Source organism: Pantoea sp. Lij88 (genome assembly GCF_030062155.1).
Classification (GTDB): Bacteria; Pseudomonadota; Gammaproteobacteria; order Enterobacterales; family Enterobacteriaceae; genus Pantoea.
The window spans coordinates 2,828,374-2,852,810 of record NZ_CP118269.1; the positions used below are offsets into that span (position 1 = coordinate 2,828,374).

Genomic DNA, 24,437 nt, shown 5'->3' on the forward strand with positions numbered 1-24,437 from the left:
ATACTAGTTAAGTAATCCAGTTATTTATGTAGTTAGCATTTCAATACATGATTGCCTTTGCTTTGAGTCAATACTGAACGTCATGAAGTAAGCTAATTTTGAGCTACGTGATGCTTGTCAGTTCAAAACGAGCCGACGAAAAGTATAGCGATGCTTAAGCTAAACATTAAGAGGTCAGTCCAAAAAATTACTGCTGATTAGTCTAAAACAAAAACGAAATCGCGTTCTTTGGTAGTGCAGTCATGCAGCACCAGATTAACAAGCGAAAAGGGTGATCGGCACCAACCTTGAAACCGGTATTGCCGATACGCTCCGTCAGTACGTGCTGTAATCAGGGCGTCACTGAGACGCTTTTGATCTGGGCATAGAGCCACTGATCCGGCCGGATGCCCAGCTCATCACGCGCCCACGGCGTGATGCGCGCCCAGAGCTCACTGATGCCGATGCGCAGCTTCACCTCCACCTGATCCCCGACCTCCAGCAGTTCCACCACCTGTGCCGGTAAAATGTTGCGGATGGAACTGTGTTGCGGCGGCTGCAGCGCCAGCGAAACATCGGAAGAGGCGATACGAATACGCAGCGGGGTTTTAACCGGCTGATTCACCCGGCTGACCCAGATGTGCTGATCGCCCAGCGACAGCGCGGTCATCGGGTAGTCGGGATGCTGCTCCAGCACCAGTACCCGCAGCACGCTGGTCAGTTCACTCACCGGCAGCCACGGACGCATCGCGCTGCTGCTCCAGACCCGCTCCAGCGGACCAAAGGCTTTGACCTTGCCCGCATCCAGCACCAGCACGTTATCCGCCAGATGCAGAATTTCATCGAGACTGTGCGAAACGTAAAGCATCGGAATATCGACCTGCTTTGCCAGCTTTTGCAGATACGGCATCAGCTCGCGTTTGCGCGGCAGATCCAGCGACGCCAGCGGCTCATCCAGCAGCAGCATATCCGGTGCGGTCAGCAGCGCCCGGCCAATCGCGACCCGCTGCTTTTCTCCGCCCGACAGCGACAGCGGAAAGCGCGGCAGCAGCGCCTCCAGACCCAGCAGCGACACCAGGCTGTCAAACTGCGCTTTCATCGACGGGGCCATCCCATATTGCAGGTTGCCACGCACCCGATAGTGCGGGAACAACCGCGCATCCTGAAACACATAACCAATACGCCGTTTTTCCGGCGGCAGCGCAATCTTCTGCTCCGCATCAAACAGCAGACGGTCGTTAAGCTGGATCCGTCCCCGCTGAGGCTGGGTCAGTCCGCTGATCGCGTTGATCAGGGACGTTTTACCGGCTCCGGAGACGCCAAAAATGGCGGTGATCCCTTTGGCCGGGATCTGCAGGTCGATCTCCAGCTGATGATCGCCCTGCTGCTGCATAAAGTTGAGTGATAGCATCAGTTTCCCATCCGCTTGCGGCCTGCGCGTGCCAGCCACTCCGACGCCAGCAGTGACGCCAGGGCCAGCACGATTGCGATCACGCAGAGCCGCGCCGCCGCTCCTTCCGCGCCGGGTGTTTCGATCAGGGTAAACATCGCCAGCGGAAGCGTGCGCGTCTCGCCAGGAATATTGGACACGAAAGTGATCGTGGCGCCAAATTCACCCAGCGAACGGGCAAACGCCAGCACCGTACCGACGATCACGCCCGGCAGTGTCAGCGGCAGCGTGATGGTGAAAAAGACCCGCCAGCGTCCGGCGCCCAGCGTGCGCGCCGCCTGCTCCAGCCGGATATCCACCGCCTCCAGCGCCAGCCGGATGGCGCGCACCATCAGCGGAAACGCGATCACGGCAGACGCCAGTGCCGCGCCGCGCCAGCTGAAAGCAAAGCTGAAGCCAAACCAGTCAAAAAGCTTTTCGCCAATGATGCCGCGCCGGCCCAGGCTAATCAGCAGCAGATAACCCACCACTACCGGTGGCAGCACCAGCGGCAGGTGAATCAGGCTGTCGAGCAGCGCTTTGCCGGGAAACCGGCAGCGCACCAGAATCCAGGCCATCAGGATGCCAAACGGCAGACTGCCCAGCACGGCTATGCCAGAGACTTTGAGGCTAAGGACTACCGCCTGCCATTCGGGATCGCTGAGTATCATTTCGTCGGTGTGAATCCGTAGTGTTTGAAGATGGCCGCGGCCTGCGGTCCTTTCAGATAATCATAAAACGCGTTAACCGCAGCATTGTCGTGATCGTTCACGATCGCCATCGGATACTCCACCGGTTTATGGCTGTCTGCCGGGAAACGTCCCACCACGTGCACTTTGTCGCTGGCGACGGCGTCCGAACCATAGACAATGCCATAAGGCGTTTCGTTACGCTCGACCAGCGCCAGCGCCGCGCGCACATTATTGGCCGGGGCGAGTGACGGTTCAACGCTTTCCCAGGCACCCAGCTTCTGCAGCGCCTCTTTAGCATAAATGCCCGCCGGAACGTGGTCGGGATCGCCCACCGCCAGACGTTCACCGTGCAGCAGGGTTTTCCAGTCGGTCTGTTTGTCCAGCGTCACCGCTTTGGCTGCGGCACTGCGAGGCGCAATCAGCACCAGATCGTTGCCCAGCAGAGTATACCGGGTGCGGGTGATGACGCTTTTTTTCGCCACCGCCTCATCCATCCACTGCTGATCGGCAGAGATAAACAGGTCGGCAGGCGCACCCTGCTCAAGCTGGCGCGCCAGTGTTGAAGAGGAGGCAAATGAGGAGACCACCGTCACGCCCTTTTCTTCTTTGTAGCGGCTGGCAATATCCTGCATCGCGTTGGTCAGTGACGCCGCGGCAAACACGGTAATGTTGTCGGCCGCCACAGCCTGTCCGGCCAGCGAAACGGTGATCAGCGCCGCTGCGCTCCAGCGATAGTGTTTAAATGACATGATGTTCTCCGGCTATTCGTTGTGTAGCGGATAATATAGCGAAATGTCAGAGAGGTTCAGTAAATTATCGGCAGGGGGAACAAAAGGTTAAATCCGGGGAGGCAAAAACGACCACGCCCGCGCAGATGGCGGGCGTGGCAGAAATTAATTGTGCGAACGGGCTGAGGATTTTTCGTCGCGATGACCAATTTTAGAGATGACGTTAAACACTTCACCCAGGCCATAAATCATACCCAGCATCAGCGCCATCACGACAGGCACCATCAGTACGGCGACGGCGAGGCTTTTCAGTAATTCCAGCATGGAGAGTCTCACTCTGCTAACAAAAAAGTGATTGTAACGGGTCAGGAAAATTTTGCGCAGCCCTTTTCGTGCTTTTACTTTGGTCACAAAACGCCGCTATCATCGGCCCTTCGCCTTAACCCATTGCCGGAGCTGTCATGGAAGCCGAACTGTCCCTTCATATCCGTTTACAACAGAAACTGTTTGCCGATCCACGACGTATTGAGCTGCTGAAACGCATACAGCAGACCGGGTCGATCAGTCAGGGGGCGAAGCTGGCCGGCATCAGCTACAAAAGTGCCTGGGATGCGATTAATGAGATGAACCAGATGGCGGATGAAACGCTGGTGGCGCGGGCCACAGGCGGTAAAGGCGGCGGGGGCGCAACGCTGACCCGCTACGGTGAACGCCTGATTCAGCTGTTCCAGCTGATGGAGCAGATTCAGCAGAAAGCCTTTGATGCGCTGCAGCAGGATACGCTGCCCCTCGACAGTCTGCTGGCGGCCATCGCCCGCTTCTCTCTGCAGACCAGCGCCCGCAACCAGCTGTTTGGCACCGTGGTCAGCAACGATGCGCAGCAGGTGGTGCAGCATCTGATGATTCAGCTGGCCGATGGCGTCACGCAGCTTAACGTGGCGCTGACCCAGCGCAGCGCCGATCGTCTGCAGCTGGCGGCAGGTAAAGAGGTGCTGGTGCTGATCAAGGCACCGTGGATCCGCATCAGCCGTGACGCTGCAGAGGAAGATAACCAGCTGGCGGCCACGGTCAGTGCCATCGAACCCGGCGAGCAGATGAGCGAAGTGCTGATGCAGCTCGCCAGCGGCGAAACCCTGTGCGCCACCCTGAGTAACGATCAGCTGCAACAGCTTAGGCTGCAGCCGGGCGACGCCGTGATGGCCAGTTTTAACGCGGAAAATGCTATCGTCGCCACCCTGCTCTAGCGGTTGATTTGACTTCATTACGGGCAATGGTTACAACTCAGTGACACGATGCAGAAAATGGAACAGATCATGGCTTCATTGCAGATTTTGCAAGGCACGTTTCGTCTCAGCGATACCCGGATACTGAACCTGAATCAGGTGGAACTGCAGCGCGGCGAAAACTGGGCCTTTGTCGGCGCTAACGGCAGCGGTAAATCCTCCCTGGCGCGCGCGCTTTCCGGTGAACTTCCGCCGCTGGCTGGTTCCGTCAGCAGCGATTTCAGACGACCGGTCCGGCTGTCGCTGGAGCAGTTACAGACGCTGGTGGCGCAGGAGTGGCAGCGCAACAACACCGATATGCTCAGCGAAGGCGAAGAGGATACCGGTCTGACCGTGGCAGAGGTGATTCAGGCTGACGTTCAGCAGCCCGAACGCTGTGAACAGCTTGCACAGCAGTTCGGCATCGAACCGCTGTTGTCCCGTCGCTTCAAATATCTCTCCACCGGCGAAACCCGCAAAACCCTGCTCTGTCAGGCTTTGATGAACGAACCAGATTTGCTGATTCTGGATGAGCCGTTTGACGGACTGGATGTGGCGTCCCGCGCCAGCCTGACCGACACGCTGCGCAGCCTGCAGCATCCGGCGTTTACCCTGGTGCTGGTGCTCAATCGCTTTGACGATATTCCCGATTTTATTCAGCAGGTTGGCGTGCTGGCGGAGTGCACCCTCACCCATAGCGGGCCGCGTCAGGCCATTTTAACGGAAGCGCTGGTGGCGCAGCTGGCACACAGTGAACAGCTGATGGGAATGGCATTACCTGAGGCGGATGCGCCGGATCAACTGCCCTCACTGGCGGATGATGCCCCGCGCGTTATCCTGCGCAACGGCACCGTCTCGTACAACGATAAGCTGGTGATTCAGGGGCTGAACTGGCAGGTCAATGCCGGCGAGCACTGGCAGATTATCGGCCCGAACGGGGCCGGAAAATCGACCCTGTTAAGCCTGGTGACCGGCGATCATCCGCAGGGCTACAGCAATGATTTAACCCTGTTTGGCCGCCGTCGCGGCAGCGGCGAAACCATCTGGGATATCAAGCAGCATATTGGCTATGTCAGCAGCAGTCTGCATCTCGATTACCGCGTCAGCACCAACGTGCGGACGGTGATCCTGTCGGGCTTCTTCGACTCCATCGGGCTTTATCAGGCGGCATCTGACCGGCAGAAGGCGCTGGCGCAGCAGTGGCTGACGCTGCTGGGAATGGATAACCGGCTGGGCGATGCGCCGTTCCACTCGCTCTCCTGGGGACAACAGCGGCTGGTGCTGATTGCCCGCGCGTTGGTTAAGCATCCGACGCTGCTGATTCTGGATGAGCCACTGCAGGGACTCGACCCGATTAACCGCCAGCTGGTGCGCCGCTTTGTCGATGTGCTGATTGGCGAGGGACGCACTCAGCTGCTGTTCGTTTCGCATCATGCCGAAGATGCGCCCGCCTGCATTACGCATCGCCTGAGCTTTGTTCCTGCTGATGGCGGCTACGCCTTTCAGCAGGAAACGCTGCGCTAAAGCGTTCTTAACCCGCCCTCCACGCCGCTATCGCGGCGTTTTACTGTGTCACTGTGTAAGCGTTACCATTACTCCACCCCTTTCATCCTCTGAAAACGCACGCAATGCCACCAAATAAGAATATTCAGCTTGTGTAAGCGATACCATTTATCCAGACTTGATCACGCTTTCGGGCGCGCTGTTGTGCTACTTTTTACCGATGCCTCTTTGGCTTTTGACGCTTACCAGGATCTCACATGGAAAAATTCAACCCGGTCGATCACCCGCATCGCCGTTACAATCCACTGATTGATCAATGGATTTTAGTCTCACCTCATCGGGCCAAACGTCCGTGGCAAGGCGCGCAGGAAACCCCGGCGGTCAACACCTTACCGGCGCACGATCCGGACTGCTTCCTGTGTGCCGGAAACACCCGCATCACCGGCGACAAAAACCCGGACTATCCTGGCACGTACGTCTTCACCAATGACTTTGCCGCACTGATGACCGACACGCCTGACGCGCCCGAGAGCGACGATATCCTGATGCGTTGTGAAAGCGCACGCGGCACCAGTCGGGTCATCTGCTTCTCGCCCGATCACAGCAAAACCCTGCCGGAGATGTCACTGAGCGCGCTGGAAGAAGTGGTGCGCACCTGGCAGGCGCAGACCGCCGATCTGGGTCAGCACTATCCGTGGGTGCAGGTGTTTGAGAACAAAGGCGCGGCGATGGGTTGCTCTAACCCGCATCCGCATGGCCAGATCTGGGCCAACAGCTTCCTGCCGAATGAAGCGCAGCGCGAAGATGATCATCAGCGCGACTATTTCGCTAAACATGGCTCGCCGATGCTGGTCGATTACCTGGCCCGCGAACGGCAGGATGGCAGCCGTACCGTGGTGGAAACCGAACACTGGCTGGCCGTGGTGCCGTGGTGGGCCGCCTGGCCATTCGAAACCCTGCTGCTGCCGAAAGCGCACGTTAAACAGCTGACCGATCTCAGTGACGCGCAGAGCGCCGACCTGGCAAAAGCCATTAAGCTGCTGACCAGTCGCTACGACAACCTGTTCCAGTGCTCCTTCCCCTACTCGATGGGCTGGCACGGCGCGCCGTTTAACGGCGAAGCCAACGATCACTGGCAACTGCATGCTCACTTCTATCCACCGCTGCTGCGCTCAGCAACGGTTCGTAAATTTATGGTTGGCTATGAAATGCTGGCCGAAACCCAACGCGATTTAACGGCGGAACAGGCGGCGGAACGTCTGCGTTCTGTCAGCGACGTTCACTTCCGTGAGGCACAACAATGAGCTTAAAAACCATCACGCAGCAGCTTTTCTCTGACACCTTCGGCTACGCGGCCACCCATACCATTCAGGCACCGGGCCGCGTTAACCTGATTGGCGAACACACCGACTATAACGACGGCTTCGTACTGCCGTGCGCCATCGATTACCAGACGGTAATCGCCTGTGCCCGCCGTGACGATCGCCAGATTCGTGTGGTCGCTGCCGATTATGAGAATGCGCAGGACACCTTCTCGCTGGACGAAGAGATCGTCAGCGTGCAGGAACCGATGTGGGCCAACTATGTGCGCGGCGTGGTGAAACATCTGCAGAAGCGTCATGCCGATTTCGGCGGCATTGATATGGTGATCAGCGGCAACGTGCCACAGGGCGCGGGCCTCAGCTCCTCTGCCTCGCTGGAAGTGGCGGTCGGCACCGTAGTGCAACAGCTCTATAACCTGCCGCTGGATGGCGCGGCCATCGCGGTGAATGGTCAGGAAGCGGAGAACCAGTTCGTCGGCTGTAACTGCGGCATCATGGACCAGCTGATCTCCGCGCTGGGCCGGAAAGATCACGCCATGCTGCTCGACTGCCGCACGCTGGGCACGCGTCCGGTGTCAATGCCGGAAGATATCGCGGTGGTGATCATCAACTCCAACTTCCGTCGCACTCTGGTTGGCAGCGAATACAACACCCGCCGCGAGCAGTGTGAAGCGGGCGCGCGTTTCTTCCATAAGAAAGCGCTGCGTGACGTTGAACTGGCTGAGTTTGAAGCGGCGCAGGCGCAGCTCGACCCGCAGGTGGCAAAACGCGTGCGTCACGTCCTGACCGAGAACGCTCGTACCCTGGAAGCGGCCGATGCGCTGACTCAGGGCGACCTGACCCGTATGGGCCAGCTGATGGCCGAATCACACGCCTCCATGCGTGACGATTTCGAAATCACCGTGCCGCCAATCGATACGCTGGTTGAGATCGTGAAAGCACAGATCGGTGAGCGCGGCGGCGTGCGCATGACCGGTGGCGGCTTCGGTGGCTGCATCGTGGCGCTGATGCCCCTGGATCTGGTCGATCAGGTCAAAGCCGCGGTTGCGGAGCAGTATGAAGCCGCGACCGGCATCAAAGAGACTTTCTACGTCTGCAAAGCCTCTGAAGGAGCCGGCCAATGCTGAATGACGTCAACTCCCATGCGCCAGACGGTCAGCCGTGGCGCATAACGGTGCTGCGCAATGCCAACGGCATGCTGGCGACCTTTATGGACTGGGGCGCAACCTGGCTCTCCGCCCGCGTGCCGATGCAGGATGGCACGGTGCGTGAAACGCTGCTCGGCTGCGCCACGCCTTCTGACTATCTGCATCAGGATGCCTATCTGGGCGCCACGGTGGGCCGTTATGCCAACCGCATCGCCGGGGCAAAACTCAATAAACTGAACCGCCAGCTGGTGCCAAACCAGGGCGCACATCAGCTGCATGGCGGGCCGGAAGGCTTTGATAAACGCCGCTGGCAGATTGTCAGCCAGTCCGACAGCGAAGTGCACTACCGCATTGATTCGCCGGATGGCGACCAGGGCTATCCGGGCAATCTGATTGCCGACGTGCGCTATCAGTTGGATGACCAGAACTGCCTGAGCATCAGCTATGAAGCGCACTGCGATCAGCCCTGCCCGGTCAATCTGACTAACCATGCTTACTTTAACCTTGATGCGCATCATGGCGACGCCCGCCAGCATCGCTTACAACTGCACGCCGACCAGTATCTGCCCGTCGACAGCGAAGGCATTCCGAATGCGCCGCTGAAAGCGGTTGCCGATACCAGCTTTGATTTCCGCAACGCCAAAGTCGTGGCGCAGGATTTCCTGGCAGACGATGACCAGCGCGCGGTCAAGGGCTATGACCATGCGTTTCTGCTCAACAGCGCAGGCGACAGCAGTCAGCCTGCGGCAGAACTCTGGTCGGAAGATGGCAAATTACAGCTCAGCGTGACGACCTCGGCCCCGGCGTTGCAGTTCTACTCCGGCAACTACCTGGCGGGCACCCGTGCCCGTGAGCAGGCGAGCTATAATGCATTTCAGGGCATTGCGCTGGAGAGTGAATTTTTACCGGATTCGCCTAATCATGCTGAGTGGCCTCAGCCTGATTGCTGGCTGCAGCCGGGAGATCGCTGGGAATCGGTGACGCGTTATCGCTTCACGCCACGCTGAGCCTCCGGCTGAAAAACGCGCAGTGCGTCACACACAGGCTTACGCGCTGCCCGCTTTTCCGTTATGGTATGGCGCAATCAGCTCGTGTATCTGGCGGGCAGCAGCAGGTTTCCAATCTCACAGAAACATCACAGTATTAAGGAGTTAAGCTATGGCTGTAACTAAGCTGGTTCTGGTGCGACACGGCGAAAGCCAGTGGAACAACGAAAACCGCTTTACCGGTTGGTATGATGTTGACCTTTCAGAGAAAGGTCGTGGCGAAGCCAAATCAGCAGGTCAGCTGCTGAAGAAAGAGGGCTTTGTTTTTGATTTCGCTTACACCTCCGTACTGAAGCGTGCCATTCACACGCTGTGGAATGTGCTGGATGAGCTGGATCAGGCCTGGCTGCCAGTTGAGAAAACCTGGCGTCTGAACGAGCGTCACTACGGTGCGCTGCAGGGTCTGGATAAAGCGGAAACTGCCGCTAAATATGGCGACGAGCAGGTTAAGCAGTGGCGTCGCGGCTTTGCCGTTACCCCGCCGGAGCTGGATCGTGCAGATGAGCGTTTCCCGGGCCACGACCCGCGTTACGCGAAACTGACCCCAGAGCAGCTGCCAACCACCGAAAGCCTGGCACTGACCATCGACCGCGTTATCCCTTACTGGAACGAAACCATTCTGCCGCGCATTAAAAGCGGTGAGAAAGTGATCATTGCCGCACACGGCAACTCACTGCGTGCGCTGGTGAAATATCTGGATAACCTCGGCGAAGATGAAATCCTCGAACTGAACATCCCTACCGGCGTACCGCTGGTCTATGAGTTCGATGAAAACTTCAAACCGCTGAAACGCTACTACCTGGGCGACCAGGACGAGATTGCCGCGAAAGCCGCAGCCGTTGCGAATCAGGGTAAAGCGAAGTAATTTCTCGCTGAAATGCAAAAAGGCCAGACGAAAGTCTGGCCTTTTTTATTGGGCTGCGCCCGGCAATGCTGCGCGTCATCTTTAACTGCCAGACTCAAGCTGCTTACAACGTCAAATCAGGATAAATTTTACAGCAATAAATTAGCTTAATGCGCAGGGAACAATCCTCAAAGCGAACCGGTTCAGAACTTGTCAGTTATCTTAATCAGCCGCGACGCTGTCTAACCGCTGCCGCCAGCTGACGCAGTACCTTGTCAGTATCTTCCCAGCCGATACAGGCATCGGTGACGCTTTTGCCATAGACCAGCGGCTCGCCGCTCTCCAGGCTCTGGTTACCTTCCACCAGATGACTCTCAATCATCACACCGACAATGGCCTTCTCACCGCTAATCAGCTGCTGTGAAACATCATCAGCCACAACCAGCTGACGCTGGAACTGCTTGCTGCTGTTGGCGTGACTGAAATCGATCATCACCTGCTGTGGCAGACCCGCTTTCGCCAGCCCCGCTTTGACCTCAGCCACATGCTGCGCACTGTAGTTCGGCTCTTTGCCGCCGCGCAGGATGATATGACAGTCACCGTTGCCGCTGGTTTCCACAATGGCAGAGTGACCATACTTCGTCACTGACAGGAAACAGTGCGGTGAACCCGCCGCGTTAATCGCATCGATCGCGACCTTAATGGTGCCATCGGTGCCGTTTTTGAAACCGACCGGACAGGAGAGACCGGACGCCAGCTCACGGTGAACCTGAGATTCCGTGGTACGCGCACCAATCGCGCCCCAGCTCATCAGGTCAGCCACATATTGCGGGGTAATCATATCCAGAAACTCGCCCGCCGCCGGTAAACCGCTGTCGTTAATCTCCAGCAGCAGCTTACGCGCCAGACGCAGACCGTCGTTGAGCTGATAGCTGTTATCCATATACGGATCGTTGATCAGCCCTTTCCAGCCCACTGTCGTGCGCGGCTTCTCAAAATAGACCCGCATCACCACTTCCAGCTCGCCTTTCAGCTCATCACGCAGCGCCAGCAGGCGATCGGCATACTCTTTCGCCGCTTCTGTGTCGTGAATGGAACAGGGACCAATCACCACCAGCAGGCGGTCATCCTTGCCCTGCAGGATCTGATGAATCGCCTGACGGGCCTGTGAAACGGTCTGTGCAGCACGATCGGTCGCCGGGAATTTTTCGAGCAGCGCAACCGGAGGTAACAGCTCTTTAATCTCTTTGATGCGTAAGTCATCGTTCTGGTAATTCATACTGATTCCATATTATTTCTGGCCCGGCGCCCGCCGGACACAACCTGTCCAATGTAGCCCGAAGCGCCAGGGGTGTAAATTACCGCTGCGGGTAAAATGTTCGGGTCATATTTGCATTAATCAGGTTAGCGACTAAGCTTTTTACTAGTAAGCACTGAAGAACATCCCGCTTACACGATTTAATCACCCTGTTTAAGCCAACCGGCGAATTTTATTTCGTCAGGGATTTTATTACCCGAAATTGCACCTCTGGGCTTAAAGCAACTTCATTTATTAACGGGAGCATAATGATGAAAAAGTTAGCCTTAGTTTTTTTGACAGCAGCAATGACACTGAGCAGTGGTGCAGTACTGGCTGCGGACAGCAGCAGCAATAATGGTACAGCCAACCAGGCGGCCAGTGCAGGTGCAGCAGCGGGTGGAGCGAAAGAGAATCTGCCGCCAAATAAAGTTGATAACAACAAAATTAATAACACTGGCAATGACACCAATCCTGCAACCTCTGGCAGCACTACCAGCAACGGTAATATGACTGCTAACGAAATGGATCAGAACGCCCAGTGTAAAGATGGCAAATGTCCGAACATCAATAAAAAAGTTCAGACTAAAGTGGGCGGCGGTGACGTAGATACCAAAACCGACGGCACCACCCAGTAATTCTGTTTAACCCGGCGAGCTAAGGCTCTCCGGGTTTTTTTTCCCCTCTGCCCCACTCTTCCGCTATGCTAATCCTGTGAAATTTACAGGGAATCCTTCATGGCCGTTTTGCTTCTGATTGACGATCATCCGCTGGTGGAAGTGGCACTTGAAGCCGCCCTGAGCCAGTCACCCATTCCGGTTCAGCTCCTCTCTGCCAGCAGTGAAAAAGCCGCCCGTCCCCTGCTTCAGCAGCCGCTGGACATTATCGTGCTGGATATCGGCCTGCCGGATAGCGATGGACTGGAGTTTCTGCGTCGTCTGAAGATTCACCGGCCTGAATGCCCGGTCCTCATCTACTCCGCCCAGCAGACCCGCCACTACGTGCGTCGCGCCCAGGCGCTGGGTGCCGCCGGTTACGTGGTGAAGAGCCAGCGCATGGCGCAGCTGCTTAGCGCCATCCTGGCGGTACTGGGCGGGCAGACGGCGTTTCCGGAGATGGATGATGAGCCTGAACTTCCGCTCACCCAGAAAGAGCGTCAGATTCTGGCGCTGCTGGCCAGCGGCCTGTCCAATCTGCAAATCGCCGCCCAGCTGCACATCAGCAACAAAACGGTCAGCACCCATAAAAAGAACATTCTGGAAAAAACCGGCGCCCGTTCGGTAGTCGAACTGGCTGACCTGTGGAAGGCGCAGCAGTGAGAGTATTTCTGCTGATGCTGCTGGTGCTGTGCGGCTCCGCGCTGGCTGAGGTACGGCCGGTGAGCAGCGTCAATCTGCCGATGATGCTGCCGGTGACGCACGCGGAAACCATGCAGGGCAAAATCCTGCGCGTTGGCCTGCTGGAAGAGAACCACGCCCCCTGGGCGATGCGCATCGGCAATGACCTCTATGGCATCAATGCCGACTATCTTTCCGCGCTGCGACAGCTGACCGGCGCGCAGTTCACACTTAACCTCTACAGCGATCAGCCGCATCTGATGCAGGCGCTGAGCAGCGGCCAGATCGATTTCGCGCTGGGCATGTGGGTTACCCCCCTGCCAGCCGGCACCCTGAGCAGCGATAACTGGTACAGCAGCCCGCTGCGGGTCTACCGCAATCAGCAAAACCAGCGTGCCGTGATGTTTAACAGCCAGAATGCCCAACTGGCGATCAGCGACAGCACGCTGGCCCAGCTGCCGCCCGCGCTGGCGGCGCGCCACAGCTGGCGACGCTACAGCAGCGATCTGCAGGCGCTCTATACCCTCATGAATCAGCAGAATGACTATGTGGTGGCGGATGAGACCAGCGCCGGTTTTCTGCTGAGTCAGCTGCAGCAGGGCCAGATTTACCAGATCGCCTCCCACATCGAGGCCGGGCAGCTCAACCTGCGTGCGGTGGCACGCGATCCCCAGCTGATCAGCTGGATTAATCAGAGCCTGCGTCAGCTGCCTGCGGAACTGATGAACACGCTGCAGGCGCGCTGGAGCAGTAACCTGCCGCGTTATCAGGATACGCAGACACTGATGCTCAGCGCCGCTGAACGCGCCTGGATTGCCGATCATCCGCGTATTACCTACACCGCCGAACCGGACAATTACCCCTGGAGCTACCGCGATGCCAGCGGAACCGCCAGAGGCTACGGCGTGGACCTGCTGAAAGCGATAGCGCAGAGCACCGGGTTGCAGTTTGAACCGGTATGGGTCAGCAATCCCCGTCAGGCCCGCACGCTGATTGAACAAAAGCAGGCGATGCTGCAACTGATGCAGCCGCTGAATGGGGATGCAATGCAGAGCACCTCACTGCCGGTGTGGCGCGCGCTGTGGGGCATCTATAGCATTCAGTCCGATACGCTGGCGCACTGGCGCGACCTGCGTGGCAAGCGCATCGGGGTATTACAGGATGACCTGGCGCTGCGCCTGCTGCCTGCAGATCTGCAGCCGCAGCAGTTTGCCGATCGTAATAGCCTCTATGACGCGCTGGCAAAAGGACAGATCGATGCGCTGGTCGATAACGTGCTCTCTGCCCGCTGGCGTATTGCCAGCCGCGATGATGCCCGCATCCACCTGGCCTTTGCCGCCAGCGACATCGCCTGGCCTATCGCGCTGGGTGTCACACCGGACCAGCCGGTGCTGCGCACGCTGCTGGATCGCGCTCTGCAGCAGATCCCGGCCGATACCCAGAGCCAGATGCGTGACAGCTGGTCTGCCCCGCCGCAGCCCGGCAGCGTCATGGTCATGGGTTCGTTGCCAATGATGGTGCTGGCGGTGGCCGGTGCGGCCATTGTGCTGCTGCTGTTGCTGCTGGCGCGCCGTTACTGGCAGCAGCGCCGGGAGCGTCAGCAGCGGGAACAGGCGGAACACGCCAATGCGATGAAGAGCCAGTTTCTGGCGACCGTCAGCCATGAGCTGCGCACGCCGATGCAGGCGATCCTCGGACTACTGGAGCTGGAGAAGCAGCAGCATAGCAGCCAGAACCTCACGCTATTGCACAGCAGCGCACAATCGTTGCTGACGCTGCTGAATGACCTGCAGGATCATGCCCGCATCGAGAGCAACAGTTTCACCCTGGCGCCCCGTCCGCTGGCGCTGGCGCCGTGGCTCGATCAGCAGCAGCACTTTTATCATCCGTTAATGCGCACTGATGGCCCGCGTCTGATCGTCGGGGCGCTCACGCCGCTGCCTGACACGGTAATGATTGATGCCGACCGTCTGCAGCAGGTCGTCAACAACCTGATGACCAATGCGCTGAAATTTACCCGTCACGGCGCGATTCGTCTGACCCTCGCCGCACAGGATCAACAGCTGATTCTGACGGTGAGCGACAGCGGCAGTGGTATTCCGCCCGGTGAACAGCAGAAGCTGTTTGACCCGTGGTATCAGGCGCCGTCCGGGAAATCGGTTTCGGTGCAGGGCAGCGGTCTGGGGCTGTTTATCTGCCGGGAAATGGTGCTGCGGATGGGCGGCGACATCCGGCTCGCCTCTGAACCCGGTCAGGGCACCCAGGTCACCGTGACGCTGCCGCTGGCGATCTGCGCACCGGCAAGCCACGTGGACGAGACGGCCCTGCCCGGCTTTCCACAGCTGCGGGTGGCGATTGTTGATGACCATCCGACCAATCTGCTGGTAATGCAGCAGCAGCTGGCACGCTTTGCGATTCAGGCGGACATCTTCGAACAGGGACGCGCGCTACTGCAGGCCGATGCGCAGCAGCCTTATGACCTGCTGTTTATCGACCAGATGATGCCGCGTCCCGACGGCACGCTGCTGATGCGGATATTGCGCCGGCGTGACCGCCAGCGTAAACGACAGGCGATGCGGGTACTCTGCTCGGCTGATGCGCAGCTGCTGTCGCGCCGCCTTGAGGAGCAGGAGCGGGTATTGATCAAGCCGGTGCAGTTAGCCGATCTCAGCGCGCTACTGGCGGAGTGGCAGGAAGATCCGCTGGCGTCGCTGGATGCCAATCTGTGGCAGCTGGCGCAGCAGAATGACAAATTCCTCAGCCGTCTGAGTCAGACGCTGCACAGTACGGTAACGCAGGATCTGGCTGTGATGCACGAGGCGCACGAGCGCGCAGACTGGACGCAGTTCGCCGAGGCGGCACACAGGATGAAAGGAAGCTGGTTACTGGTGGGGCTGGAGCATGGTGCCCGGCTCAGCCAGCAACTGACGGAGCAGGTAAAACAGAATCAGGACACGTCTGAGACGTGGCAATTACTGATATTATTAGCAAACAGGTTACTGAAAAAACTGGAAACTTATGGCACATACCCACACTCATAGCGGGCAGGATAGTAATCGCACGCGTCTGGCGGCCGCCTTCGGGGTGACCGTCGTCTTCATGGTTGCTGAAGTCATTGGCGGCTGGCTCTCAGGTTCACTGGCGCTGCTGGCGGACGCCGGACATATGCTGACCGATGCCGCAGCCTTGCTGATGGCCTTGCTGGCGGTTCATTTCTCACGCCGTAAACCCAATGCACGCCACACCTTTGGCCTGCTGCGTCTGACCACGGTCGCGGCCTTTGTTAACGCCATTGCGCTGCTGGGCATTACCGCGCTGATCGTCTGGGAGGCCGTACGCCGCTTTGCCGACCCGCAACCGGTGACTGGCGGACTGATGCTGGGGATCGCGATTGGCGGCCTGGTGGCCAATATTCTGTCGTTCTGGCTGCTGCATCACGGCAGCGGCGAGAAAAACCTCAACGTGCGGGCCGCGGCGCTGCATGTGATGGGAGACCTGCTCGGTTCGGTGGGCGCGATTGTGGCGGCGGTGATCATCCTGCTGACCGGCTGGACGCCCATCGACCCGATTCTGTCGCTGCTGGTGTCACTGCTGGTGCTGCGCAGCGCCTGGTCGCTGCTGCGTGAGAGTCTGCAGGAGTTACTGGAAGGGGCACCGCATTCACTGGATGTGAACAAACTGACACGGGATCTCACCCTGAACATCGCCGAGGTGCGCAATGTTCACCATGTGCATCTGTGGCAAGTGGGCGAAAAACCGATGCTGACGCTGCATGCGCAGGTGATCCCGCCTTACGATCACGATGCGCTGCTGCATCGCATTCACGACTATCTGCGCGAGAACTATCAGATTGCGCACGCGACGGTGCAGATGGAGTATCAGCCCTGTGCCGGCGCCGAGTGTGAACTCGGCTCAGACAACGCTGCTGCGACCGGCCATGACCACAGTCATTCACACGACCATGATCATGACCACGCTCACGCTAAAGGCGAAGCGCACACTCACTGAGCCGACAGCGCGCGGGAACCCTGTTGCCGCGCGCTGCGGATCCACATACGTGATCCGTTCAGTGCAATCAGCGTCAGAATCACATACTCCAGCGACATCGCATAGACGCCCTGACGGGCGAAAATCATCACACTTATTACGTTGATGATGACCCATAGCAGCCAGTTCTCAACATATTTGCGCGTCATCAGCACCATCGCGGCAATCGACAACACCATCATGCACGAATCCCAGAACGGGAAGGCATCCGGCTGCAGCACAGGCATCGCCACCGACAGGCCAAGACCGTTCATCAGCGTCACCGCCGCGCGGGTTAACAGCGCAAACACCGGATCGATGTAGAGAGTCATCAGCGCAATCGCAATCACACAGCCCGCCGTCCAGGCCAGCGCTTTGGGCAGCGGCAGCCAGCGGATTTTCAGCGCCGCCTGGTGATCCCCGGTCTGACGACTCCAGGCGTACCAGCCATAGATATTGGCGGCAAAGAAGAAGAGCTGCAGCAACAGGCTGGCGTAGAGCTGAATCTGAAAGAAGATCACCGCAAACAGCGTGACGTTAATCAGGCCGAACGGATAGTTGATGATTTTTTCCAGGCTAGCAAACCAGATACAGAGTAGGCCTGCCAGCGTGCCGATGGCCTCAATCCATGAGAGATCGTAGCCTCCGGCACCCAGAGGAATGTGAACCAGAATATTATGTGTGCTGAAGAAATCCATGCAGAGCACCTGTCCGGGAACGCTTAGGCGTTGCCCTTCACGTTGAGTTTGAGTTCCGCTGCAAAGGATAGCATGCGATTAAGCGGCAGTAACGCCGCCTCTCGCAGCGTCTCATCTACCTGAATCTCATGTTCCACCCCACCCGACTCCAGCGCCTCTGCGATGGCTTTAAGGCCGTTCATCGCCATCCACGGACAGTGAGCACAGCTGCGGCAGGTTGCGCCTTCTCCGGCAGTCGGCGCTTCCAGCAGCTCTTTATCCGGCACCGCCTGCTGCATTTTGTAGAAGATGCCGCGATCGGTCGCGACAATCATCTGCGGATGCGGCAGGGATTTCGCGGCCTGGATCAGCTGGCTGGTCGAGCCAACCGCGTCGGCCAGATCGACAATCGCCTGCGGTGACTCCGGATGCACCAGCACCGCCGCATCGGGATAGAGCGCTTTCATGCGCTGCAGCGCCTGGGTTTTGAACTCGTCATGCACAATGCAGGCACCCTGCCAGCAGAGCACATCCGCGCCCGACTTCTGAGTGACGTAGCGGCCAAGGTGACGATCCGGTGCCCAGATGATCTTTTCTCCCAGGCTGTCGAGATGCTCAATCAGCTCAACCGCAATGCTGGAGGTCACCACCCAGTCGGCCCGCGCTTTGACAGCCGCCGAGGTGTTGGCATACACCACCACGGTGCGATCGGGATGCGCATCGCAGAAGGCGTTAAACTCTTCGATGGGACAGCCGAGGTCCAGTGAGCACTCCGCCTGCAGCGTCGGCATCAGCACGGTTTTTTCGGGACTGAGGATTTTGGCGGTTTCGCCCATAAAGCGCACGCCAGCCACCAGCAGTGTGGTGGCTGAATGGTTGCTGCCAAAGCGTGCCATCTCCAGCGAGTCGGAGACGCAGCCGCCGGTCTCTTCCGCCAGCGCCTGGATTTCCGGATCGGTGTAGTAGTGCGCCACCATTACCGCGTTACGCGCCTTCAGCAGCGCTTTGATTTTCTCACGGTAAAACGCCTTCTCGTCATCACTCAGGCGGGTGGGTTTGGGCGGAAAAGGATAAACGGCGGTTTCAGGATCAAACATCACACTCATGACACAGCTCTCGTTTTGTCTAATTAACGAAAATCGCCTGAGGAGGCGAATAATGGCGATGAATCCGCCGTCGTGTTTTATATGCTAAACACGATAGCGGAAAAGCCAGACTGTGTCGTGAGATATTTACTCTGGCTGCATCACAGCACCCACCCTGCCCGGCTGCGTTTCATCCGCCAGCACCAGCGGTTTCTGCGGCGCTTCCAGTGCCAGCAGGAACGCTTTGATATCCAGCCCGCCCGCAAAGCCGGTCAGCTTGCCGTTAGCACCGATCACGCGATGGCACGGTGCGACAATGGAGAGTGGATTACGCCCGTTGGCGGCGCCGACCGCCCGCACCGCCTGCGGATGGCCGATCTCCCGCGCAATCTGGCTGTAGCTGCGGGTCTCACCAAACGGGATCGCCACCAGCGCCTGCCAGACTTTCTTCTGAAAGTCGGTGCCGACCATGTCGAGCGGCAGCTCAAAACAGCGACGCGCACCGGTAAAGTACTCGCTGAGCTGACGTTCGGTTTCGATCAGAATGGGATGATCGTCATTGCGCATTTGCGGTAAAAACCGGGTGCGTTTCGGATCGTCGTTTTCCCACAAAATCCCCGCCAGGCCGCAATCGCTGGCGACCAGCTTCAGTTCGCCCACCGGGGTAACTATCGATTTGAAGTAATACATGGTGATTCTCCCGTCACGATTCCGTCACCCAGTATCGCACTTTTCATCAGCCTGACTGGCTGTTTTCGGTCATGGCTATAAACTGTTGTGCTGTCCGAAAACAGCCAGTCTGCCGGGAGTCACCGGTGTAGGCTGCGCTTATTTACCGGAGAAATGCCATGCTCGATCCCGACATTGCCTATCAGGCGCTGACCTCTCGTGACACCCGCTTTGACGGCGTTTTCTTTGTGGGCGTGACCTCAACCGGTATCTACTGCCGTCCGGTCTGCCCGGTCAAAGCACCGATGCAGAAGAACTGCCTCTTCTTCAGCAGCGCCGAGGCGGCCGAGAAAGCACGCTTCCGACCCTGCCTGCGCTGCCGGCCTGAGCTGGCTCCCGGCAACGCGCCGGTTGATCAGCCGCATCGCGTGGCGGAACAGCTGATTCAGCGCATCGAAGAAGGCATGCTGGAAGAGCGCGAAGGGCTGGAGGCGATTGCCGCTGAATTCGGTCTCAGCCTGCGTCAGCTGCGCCGTATCGTGCAGCATGAGCTCGGCGTCTCGCCGCTGGAGCTGAAGCAGACGCGACGCATGCTGCTGGCAAAGCAGCTGCTGACCGAGACACAACTGCCGGTCACAGAGGTCGCCTACGCCAGCGGCTTCAGCAGCCTGCGCCGTTTCAATGATGTGTTCCAGGCACGCTACCGCATGACGCCGAGCGCGCTGCGGCGTGACGACACAGGGACGAAGCGCGCGCAGCCCGGCGACCGCGTGACGCTGCGGCTGGCCTATCGCCCTCCCTACGACTGGGCGGCGATGCTCTGGTTTCTGCAGACGCACCTGATGAAGGAGGTCGAGGCGGTGGAAGATGGCTGCTGGCGACGCACCGTGGCGCTGGGTCGCTGCCGGGGCTGGGTCAGTGTTTCCCATCTGCCGCAGAAGAACGCACTGCAGGTGACGCTCTCCACCTCGCTGACCCCGGTACTGCCCCTGCTGCTGCGCCGTCTGCGCGATCTGTTTGACCTCGACGCGCAACCGCAGCGTATCGCCGCCTGTCTGGTCCAGGACCCGCTGCTGGCACCCAGCCTGATCGCACATCCAGGTCTGCGCGTGCCTGGCGCCTTCGATGCCTTCGAACTGGGCGTACGATCCATTATCGGCCAGCAGGTAACGGTCAAAGCGGCCACAACCGTCAGCAGCCGTTTTGCCGCCGCCTTTGGCGAGCCCTGCGAGACGCCGTTTGCCGATCTGACCCGCTACACCGCGCAACCTGAACGCATCGCCGGACTGACGGTGGATGACGTTGCGCCGATGGGCATCGTCAGCGCCGCCCGTTCCCGCGCCATCATCGCCTTTGCCAGCGCCTGCGCCAGCGGCGATCTGCGTCTCAGTGCTGCACAGCCGCCTGACGAGGTGATAAAAAAGCTGGTCAGCCTGCCGGGCATTGGTCCCTGGACCGCGCACTACATCGCGATGCGCGCCCTGCGCTGGCCGGATGCGTTTCCCAAAGAGGACATCGCCATCCGTAATAACCTGGGCGGCCTGTCATCCAAAGAAGCGGAAGCGCGCTCGCAATCCTGGCGCCCCTGGCGCAGCTATGCGGTGATGCATATCTGGGAGAGCCTGGCGGTGGCTAAGGTAAAGAAAAAGGCGTGACGGCGGATACAGGGCAACTCTCCCCGCAACGCAAAAGCAAATGAGCAGTGAACACGGTCAGAAGAGGAAAGCGTCCCGCGCTTAGGACAAAAACGCCGGGAGCGTTTTTGAACAACGCAAAGCGTTGGCCCGTTTACGGGCGCACCTCAGGGATGAGGTGCGTAATCGCGCGGGCCGAGCGTGTCATGGACTGGCTTTTGCGTCTTTCCGATCTGACCGTGTTCTCTGCGCAGGCTCCATCTAACAGCGATCCCGGACAGACTTCACCACTATCTTAAATGCCAGATGCATTGTGCTTTTAAGTCGATACCCCATAAACGAAAAAAGCGCCTTAAAGGCGCTTTTTTCTTAATTGGTGGGTCGTGCAGGATTGCCTCGGCCCTTCCAGGGCCTCGCCCTCCGGGTGATGCTGAAGCATCAGCCTGAATCGCCGAGCGATTCAGTCGAACCTGCTGCAGGTTCTCACCCTGCACGGTAAAGTCCGTGCCCCGGAAACGAAAAAAGCGCCCAAAGGGCGCTTTTTTCTTAATTGGTGGGTCGTGCAGGATTCGAACCTGCGACCAATTGATTAAAAGTCAACTGCTCTACCAACTGAGCTAACGACCCGCTGGGGGCTTACAACCGTTCAGCGCGCCAGGCGGCTGAGATAAGATGGTGGGTCGTGCAGGATTCGAACCTGCGACCAATTGATTAAAAGTCAACTGCTCTACCAACTGAGCTAACGACCCATCTTAGGTTGTGAAGCAATGCTGAAGTGTTCTTCTTAAAACTGCGCGGTAAAAGCGCGTCTGAAGGAGATGGTGGGTCGTGCAGGATTCGAACCTGCGACCAATTGATTAAAAGTCAACTGCTCTACCAACTGAGCTAACGACCCATCTTCAGGCTTACCAGACACTTTTCAATGTGTCCCGGCAACGGCGGCATATATTACTGATTTAGCGGGGTAGCGCAACTCTTATTTCTGCTAAATGCTTCAGTTGCTTACCTTTCATACGGCAAGACCAGAAATCACACGATATCTGGTCTGAACCGGACAAATTACAGGCCACTCAGACGTTTCTGAGCTTGCTTAGCAGATTCGGTGTCTGGATAAAGTTTGATCACCTGCTGGAAGACCGCTTTGGCTTTCGCCGTGTCTTTTTTCTCCTGCATGATCACACCCACTTTCAACAACGCTTCTGCAGCTTTCGGCGACTTCGGATAGTTTTTCACCACCGTGGCGTAATAATAAGCCGCGTCGTCCTTTTTGCCTTTGTTGTAGTTCAGCTGACCCAGCCAGTAATTCGCATTCGGCTGATAGGTCGAATCAGGGTAACGTTTTACCCACGCCTGAAGCGCACTGATCGCCTGGTCATACTGTTTCTTCTCCAGAATCAGCGCCACAGCCGCGTTGTAATCGCTGTTAGCGTCACCGGTCTGCGCAGGTGCGCTCTCCGTTGATGCTGCCGCGCCTGCGGTTGCTGCTGCGCCTGTATCCGCTGCGGCATCGTTGCCGGCTGCCTGTTGCCCGCCGTTGCTGCTGGCGCTGCTCAGCGTGTCAATCTGCTGGTAAAGCTGCTTCTGCCGCTCAACCACCTGATTCAACTGATACGTGTTTTGCTGGATTTGCCCACGCAGCGCATCGATATCACGCTGGTTATCGCTCATCTGCTGCTGCAACTGCTGCATCAGCTGGGCCTGGGCATTAGAGATTCGTTCAAGAGTGGTGACACGGTCTTCGACCGAGCCGGAGCCAACGCTACTGATTGACGCTTGGGCATTAGCGGCCCAGGGGGCCGCTACGCCAATCAGTAACGACAGACTCAACAGATGACGTCTGAAGTTACTAACCATGTGATTCTCTTAGTAGACCAGAACGGCACGACGGTTTTTAGAATACGCTGCTTCGTCATGACCCAGAACGGCTGGCTTCTCTTTACCGTAAGAAACGATAGACATCTGATCAGCCGACACGCCTTTACCCTGCAGGTACATCTTAACGGCGTTAGCACGACGTTCGCCCAGGGCGATGTTGTATTCCGGCGTACCGCGCTCATCCGCGTGACCTTCGATGGTCACTTTGTATGATGGGTTGCTGCGCAGGAAGGTCGCGTGCTGATCCAGCATCTGTGCGTAATCAGACTGAACGTCATACTTGTCCAGGCCGAAGTACACGATGTTGTTCTGCTGCAGCTGCTGCATCTGCAGACGAGCCTGCTCGTCAGAAGACATGTTGCCGCCGTTGCCGTTCATGCCAGAATTTGCACCGTAAGCGCCATCAGCGCCTGAGCCAGTCTGGTCATTGTTGTTGTTCTTGTGTGAGCTACAAGCCGCTACTGCCAGAACCGGCAGAGCCAGCATCAAACCCTTCAGCACTTTGTTCAGTTGCATTTCAAAAATCCCATTATTGTTTATTGTTTGCGATGTCTGAATTGTCAGACATTACAGATACGGCGACCAGGCAGGAAATTTTACCTGTCCATCAGTTGCCGGAAGACGCGCTTTGAAACGGCCGTCGGTTGAAACCAACTGCAACACGGAACCCATACCCTGAGTAGAGCTGTAGATTACCATTGTGCCGTTTGGTGCCAGGCTCGGCGTTTCATCCAGGAACGTGTCCGTTAACGTTTGAACGGCTCCCGTTTCCAGATCCTGTTTGGCGACGTGTTGAGCACCACCGTTGGTGCTAATCATCACCATAGATTTACCATCTGTTGCGACATCCGCATCCTGGTTCTGACCACCTTCCCAGGTAATACGTTGTGGCGTGCCGCCATTAACACCGACTTTATAGATCTGAGGGGCACCCGCCTGATCGGAGGTATAAGCCAGTGTCTGGCTGTCCGGGAACCAGGTCGGTTCAGTACTGTTATAACGACCATCCGTCACCTGACGCGTCTGACCTGAGGCCAGATCCATCACATAGAGATTCAGGCTGCCGGTTTTAGAGAGCGCGAAAGCGAGCTTAGAGCCATCTGGCGAGAACGCCGGGGCACCGTTGTGGCGCGGATAAGAGGCGACCTGACGGATTGCACCGTTAGACAGCGTCTGTACCACCAGCGCAGATTTGCCGCTTTCAAAGGTCACGTAGGCCACTTTGCTGCCATCCGGAGACCAGGCTGGCGACATCAGTGGCTGTGGTGAACGATGCACCACGAACTGGTTATAGCCATCGTAATCCGCTACGCGCAGTTCATACGGGAACTGGCCGCCATTGGTCTGCACGACATAGGCGATACGGGTGCGGAAAGCGCCCTTAATGCCTGTCAGCTTCTGGAACGTTTCGTCACTCGCCGTGTGAGCGGCATAACGCAGCCACTGCTTCGTCACTTTATACGAGTTCTGTGCCAGCACCGTACCCGGTGCACCGCCGGTATCGACCAGCTGGTAAGAGACCTGATAGCTGCCATCCGGGTTAGACGCAACCTGACCGACGACAACGGCGTCGATGCCGAGTGCGCTCCAGGCGGCAGGCTGAACTTCCTGCGCGCTGGTTGGCTGCTGTGGCAGACGTGAGCGATCCAGTGGATTAAATTTGCCACTGTTGCGCAGGTCAGCCGCTACGATACCGCCGACATCTTCCGGCGCTGCGCCAGAACCGGCCCATTTAAACGGCACCACGCCAATCGGGCGCGCGGTGTTAACACCCTGGGTGATCTCAATTCGAACTTCTGCATGCAGCATGGCTGCCCACAGCAGGATAAAAAAGCCTAACGTAACGCGAAGAGCTTGCTTCATTTTATCTCCCTTATCTGAACC

The 24,437-nt window shown here is 58.0% G+C and carries 22 protein-coding genes, 3 tRNA genes and 1 other RNA gene; 11 read left to right on the top strand and 15 right to left on the bottom strand.

Translation table 11 applies throughout. The features are described 5' to 3' along the window. Positions 1-331: 331 nt before the first annotated feature. From modC to PU624_RS17035, 4 genes are all read right to left on the bottom strand, one after another. Entirely contained in the window at positions 332-1,390 is a 1,059-nt protein-coding gene (modC, locus tag PU624_RS17020; RefSeq protein ID WP_283545934.1) for a molybdenum ABC transporter ATP-binding protein ModC, read from the bottom strand. Then, positions 1,390-2,079 carry a molybdate ABC transporter permease subunit gene (gene modB, locus PU624_RS17025; RefSeq protein ID WP_283545935.1) on the bottom strand — a complete coding sequence of 230 codons (690 nt, stop codon included), beginning with the start codon at positions 2,077-2,079 and terminating at the stop codon, positions 1,390-1,392. Before modB ends, modC begins: the two co-directional genes overlap by 1 nt. Next, positions 2,076-2,849 (bottom strand): molybdate ABC transporter substrate-binding protein, encoded by a 774-nt coding sequence (gene modA, locus PU624_RS17030; protein ID WP_283545936.1) that lies wholly within the window; start codon positions 2,847-2,849, stop codon positions 2,076-2,078. The genes modB and modA overlap by 4 nt, the downstream gene beginning before the upstream one ends. 144 nt (positions 2,850-2,993) lie before the next feature. Further along, positions 2,994-3,152 (bottom strand): AcrZ family multidrug efflux pump-associated protein, encoded by a 159-nt coding sequence (locus PU624_RS17035; protein WP_283545937.1) that lies wholly within the window; start codon positions 3,150-3,152, stop codon positions 2,994-2,996. 137 nt (positions 3,153-3,289) lie between these two features. Between PU624_RS17035 and modE the strand changes: the two genes are divergently transcribed. From modE to gpmA, 6 genes are all read left to right on the top strand, one after another. Next, positions 3,290-4,072, top strand: a complete 783-nt coding sequence (gene modE / locus PU624_RS17040) for a molybdenum-dependent transcriptional regulator (RefSeq protein WP_283545938.1) — start codon at positions 3,290-3,292, stop codon at positions 4,070-4,072. Between the two features lie 69 nt (positions 4,073-4,141). Further along, the gene (gene modF / locus PU624_RS17045; RefSeq protein ID WP_283545939.1) at positions 4,142-5,614 is read left to right on the top strand and encodes a molybdate ABC transporter ATP-binding protein ModF; all 1,473 of its coding nucleotides are present in this window, start codon (positions 4,142-4,144) and stop codon (positions 5,612-5,614) included. Positions 5,615-5,850: 236 nt separating this feature from the next. Further along, positions 5,851-6,897: a galactose-1-phosphate uridylyltransferase gene (galT, locus tag PU624_RS17050; protein ID WP_283545940.1), complete on the top strand. Its 1,047-nt coding sequence runs from the start codon at positions 5,851-5,853 to the stop codon at positions 6,895-6,897. Continuing rightward, complete coding sequence (gene galK / locus PU624_RS17055) at positions 6,894-8,042, top strand: galactokinase (protein WP_283545941.1); 1,149 nt, start codon at positions 6,894-6,896, stop codon at positions 8,040-8,042. The genes galT and galK overlap by 4 nt, the downstream gene beginning before the upstream one ends. Then, positions 8,036-9,070, top strand: coding sequence for a galactose-1-epimerase (gene galM / locus PU624_RS17060; RefSeq protein ID WP_283545942.1), 1,035 nt, complete (start codon positions 8,036-8,038; stop codon positions 9,068-9,070). The genes galK and galM overlap by 7 nt, the downstream gene beginning before the upstream one ends. 151 nt (positions 9,071-9,221) lie before the next feature. Continuing rightward, a complete protein-coding gene (gpmA, locus tag PU624_RS17065) occupies positions 9,222-9,974 on the top strand; it encodes a 2,3-diphosphoglycerate-dependent phosphoglycerate mutase (RefSeq protein WP_283545943.1) in 753 nt (250 codons plus the stop codon). Positions 9,975-10,179: 205 nt separating this feature from the next. Here gpmA and aroG read toward each other — a convergent pair whose 3' ends face one another. Beyond that, a complete protein-coding gene (gene aroG / locus PU624_RS17070) occupies positions 10,180-11,232 on the bottom strand; it encodes a 3-deoxy-7-phosphoheptulonate synthase AroG (RefSeq protein WP_283545944.1) in 1,053 nt (350 codons plus the stop codon). A gap of 287 nt (positions 11,233-11,519) precedes the next feature. On the opposite strand from aroG, the gene PU624_RS17075 reads away from it, so the two are divergent. The 4 genes from PU624_RS17075 (at position 11,520) to zitB (ending at position 16,595) form a co-directional block, all read left to right on the top strand. After that, positions 11,520-11,888 carry a YbgS-like family protein gene (locus PU624_RS17075; RefSeq protein ID WP_283545945.1) on the top strand — a complete coding sequence of 123 codons (369 nt, stop codon included), beginning with the start codon at positions 11,520-11,522 and terminating at the stop codon, positions 11,886-11,888. A gap of 99 nt (positions 11,889-11,987) precedes the next feature. Beyond that, on the top strand, positions 11,988-12,569 hold the full coding sequence (locus PU624_RS17080) for a response regulator transcription factor (protein ID WP_283545946.1): 582 nt from the start codon (positions 11,988-11,990) through the stop codon (positions 12,567-12,569). Between the two features lie 14 nt (positions 12,570-12,583). After that, positions 12,584-15,628 (top strand): hybrid sensor histidine kinase/response regulator, encoded by a 3,045-nt coding sequence (locus PU624_RS17085; RefSeq protein WP_283548020.1) that lies wholly within the window; start codon positions 12,584-12,586, stop codon positions 15,626-15,628. After that, on the top strand, positions 15,606-16,595 hold the full coding sequence (gene zitB / locus PU624_RS17090) for a CDF family zinc transporter ZitB (RefSeq protein WP_283545947.1): 990 nt from the start codon (positions 15,606-15,608) through the stop codon (positions 16,593-16,595). Before PU624_RS17085 ends, zitB begins: the two co-directional genes overlap by 23 nt. Here the strand turns inward: zitB and pnuC are convergent. The 3 genes from pnuC to PU624_RS17105 all read right to left on the bottom strand — a co-directional run bounded on the left by pnuC (position 16,589) and on the right by PU624_RS17105 (position 19,065). After that, complete coding sequence (gene pnuC / locus PU624_RS17095) at positions 16,589-17,311, bottom strand: nicotinamide riboside transporter PnuC (RefSeq protein WP_283545948.1); 723 nt, start codon at positions 17,309-17,311, stop codon at positions 16,589-16,591. The genes zitB and pnuC overlap by 7 nt on opposite strands. Positions 17,312-17,334: 23 nt before the next feature. Further along, positions 17,335-18,396, bottom strand: a complete 1,062-nt coding sequence (gene nadA, locus PU624_RS17100; protein WP_283545949.1) for a quinolinate synthase NadA — start codon at positions 18,394-18,396, stop codon at positions 17,335-17,337. A gap of 126 nt (positions 18,397-18,522) precedes the next feature. Next, entirely contained in the window at positions 18,523-19,065 is a 543-nt protein-coding gene (locus PU624_RS17105) for a methylated-DNA--[protein]-cysteine S-methyltransferase (RefSeq protein ID WP_283545950.1), read from the bottom strand. A gap of 158 nt (positions 19,066-19,223) precedes the next feature. Between PU624_RS17105 and PU624_RS17110 the strand changes: the two genes are divergently transcribed. Then, positions 19,224-20,699: an AlkA N-terminal domain-containing protein gene (locus PU624_RS17110; RefSeq protein WP_283545951.1), complete on the top strand. Its 1,476-nt coding sequence runs from the start codon at positions 19,224-19,226 to the stop codon at positions 20,697-20,699. 353 nt (positions 20,700-21,052) lie between these two features. Here the strand turns inward: PU624_RS17110 and PU624_RS17115 are convergent. The 7 genes from PU624_RS17115 to tolB form a co-directional block, all read right to left on the bottom strand. Further along, a non-coding RNA gene (locus PU624_RS17115) (RtT sRNA) lies at positions 21,053-21,186 on the bottom strand. A 43-nt stretch (positions 21,187-21,229) separates the two neighbouring features. Then, a tRNA-Lys gene (locus PU624_RS17120) sits at positions 21,230-21,305 on the bottom strand. 46 nt (positions 21,306-21,351) lie between these two features. Next, positions 21,352-21,427: transfer RNA gene (locus PU624_RS17125), tRNA-Lys, on the bottom strand. 70 nt (positions 21,428-21,497) lie between these two features. Continuing rightward, a tRNA-Lys gene (locus PU624_RS17130) sits at positions 21,498-21,573 on the bottom strand. 164 nt (positions 21,574-21,737) lie between these two features. Continuing rightward, positions 21,738-22,532 carry a cell division protein CpoB gene (gene cpoB, locus PU624_RS17135; RefSeq protein WP_283545952.1) on the bottom strand — a complete coding sequence of 265 codons (795 nt, stop codon included), beginning with the start codon at positions 22,530-22,532 and terminating at the stop codon, positions 21,738-21,740. Positions 22,533-22,541: 9 nt separating this feature from the next. Beyond that, the gene (gene pal / locus PU624_RS17140; RefSeq protein WP_283545953.1) at positions 22,542-23,069 is read right to left on the bottom strand and encodes a peptidoglycan-associated lipoprotein Pal; all 528 of its coding nucleotides are present in this window, start codon (positions 23,067-23,069) and stop codon (positions 22,542-22,544) included. Between the two features lie 51 nt (positions 23,070-23,120). Continuing rightward, positions 23,121-24,416, bottom strand: a complete 1,296-nt coding sequence (tolB, locus tag PU624_RS17145) for a Tol-Pal system beta propeller repeat protein TolB (RefSeq protein WP_283545954.1) — start codon at positions 24,414-24,416, stop codon at positions 23,121-23,123. Between the last annotated feature and the right edge of the window lie 21 nt (positions 24,417-24,437).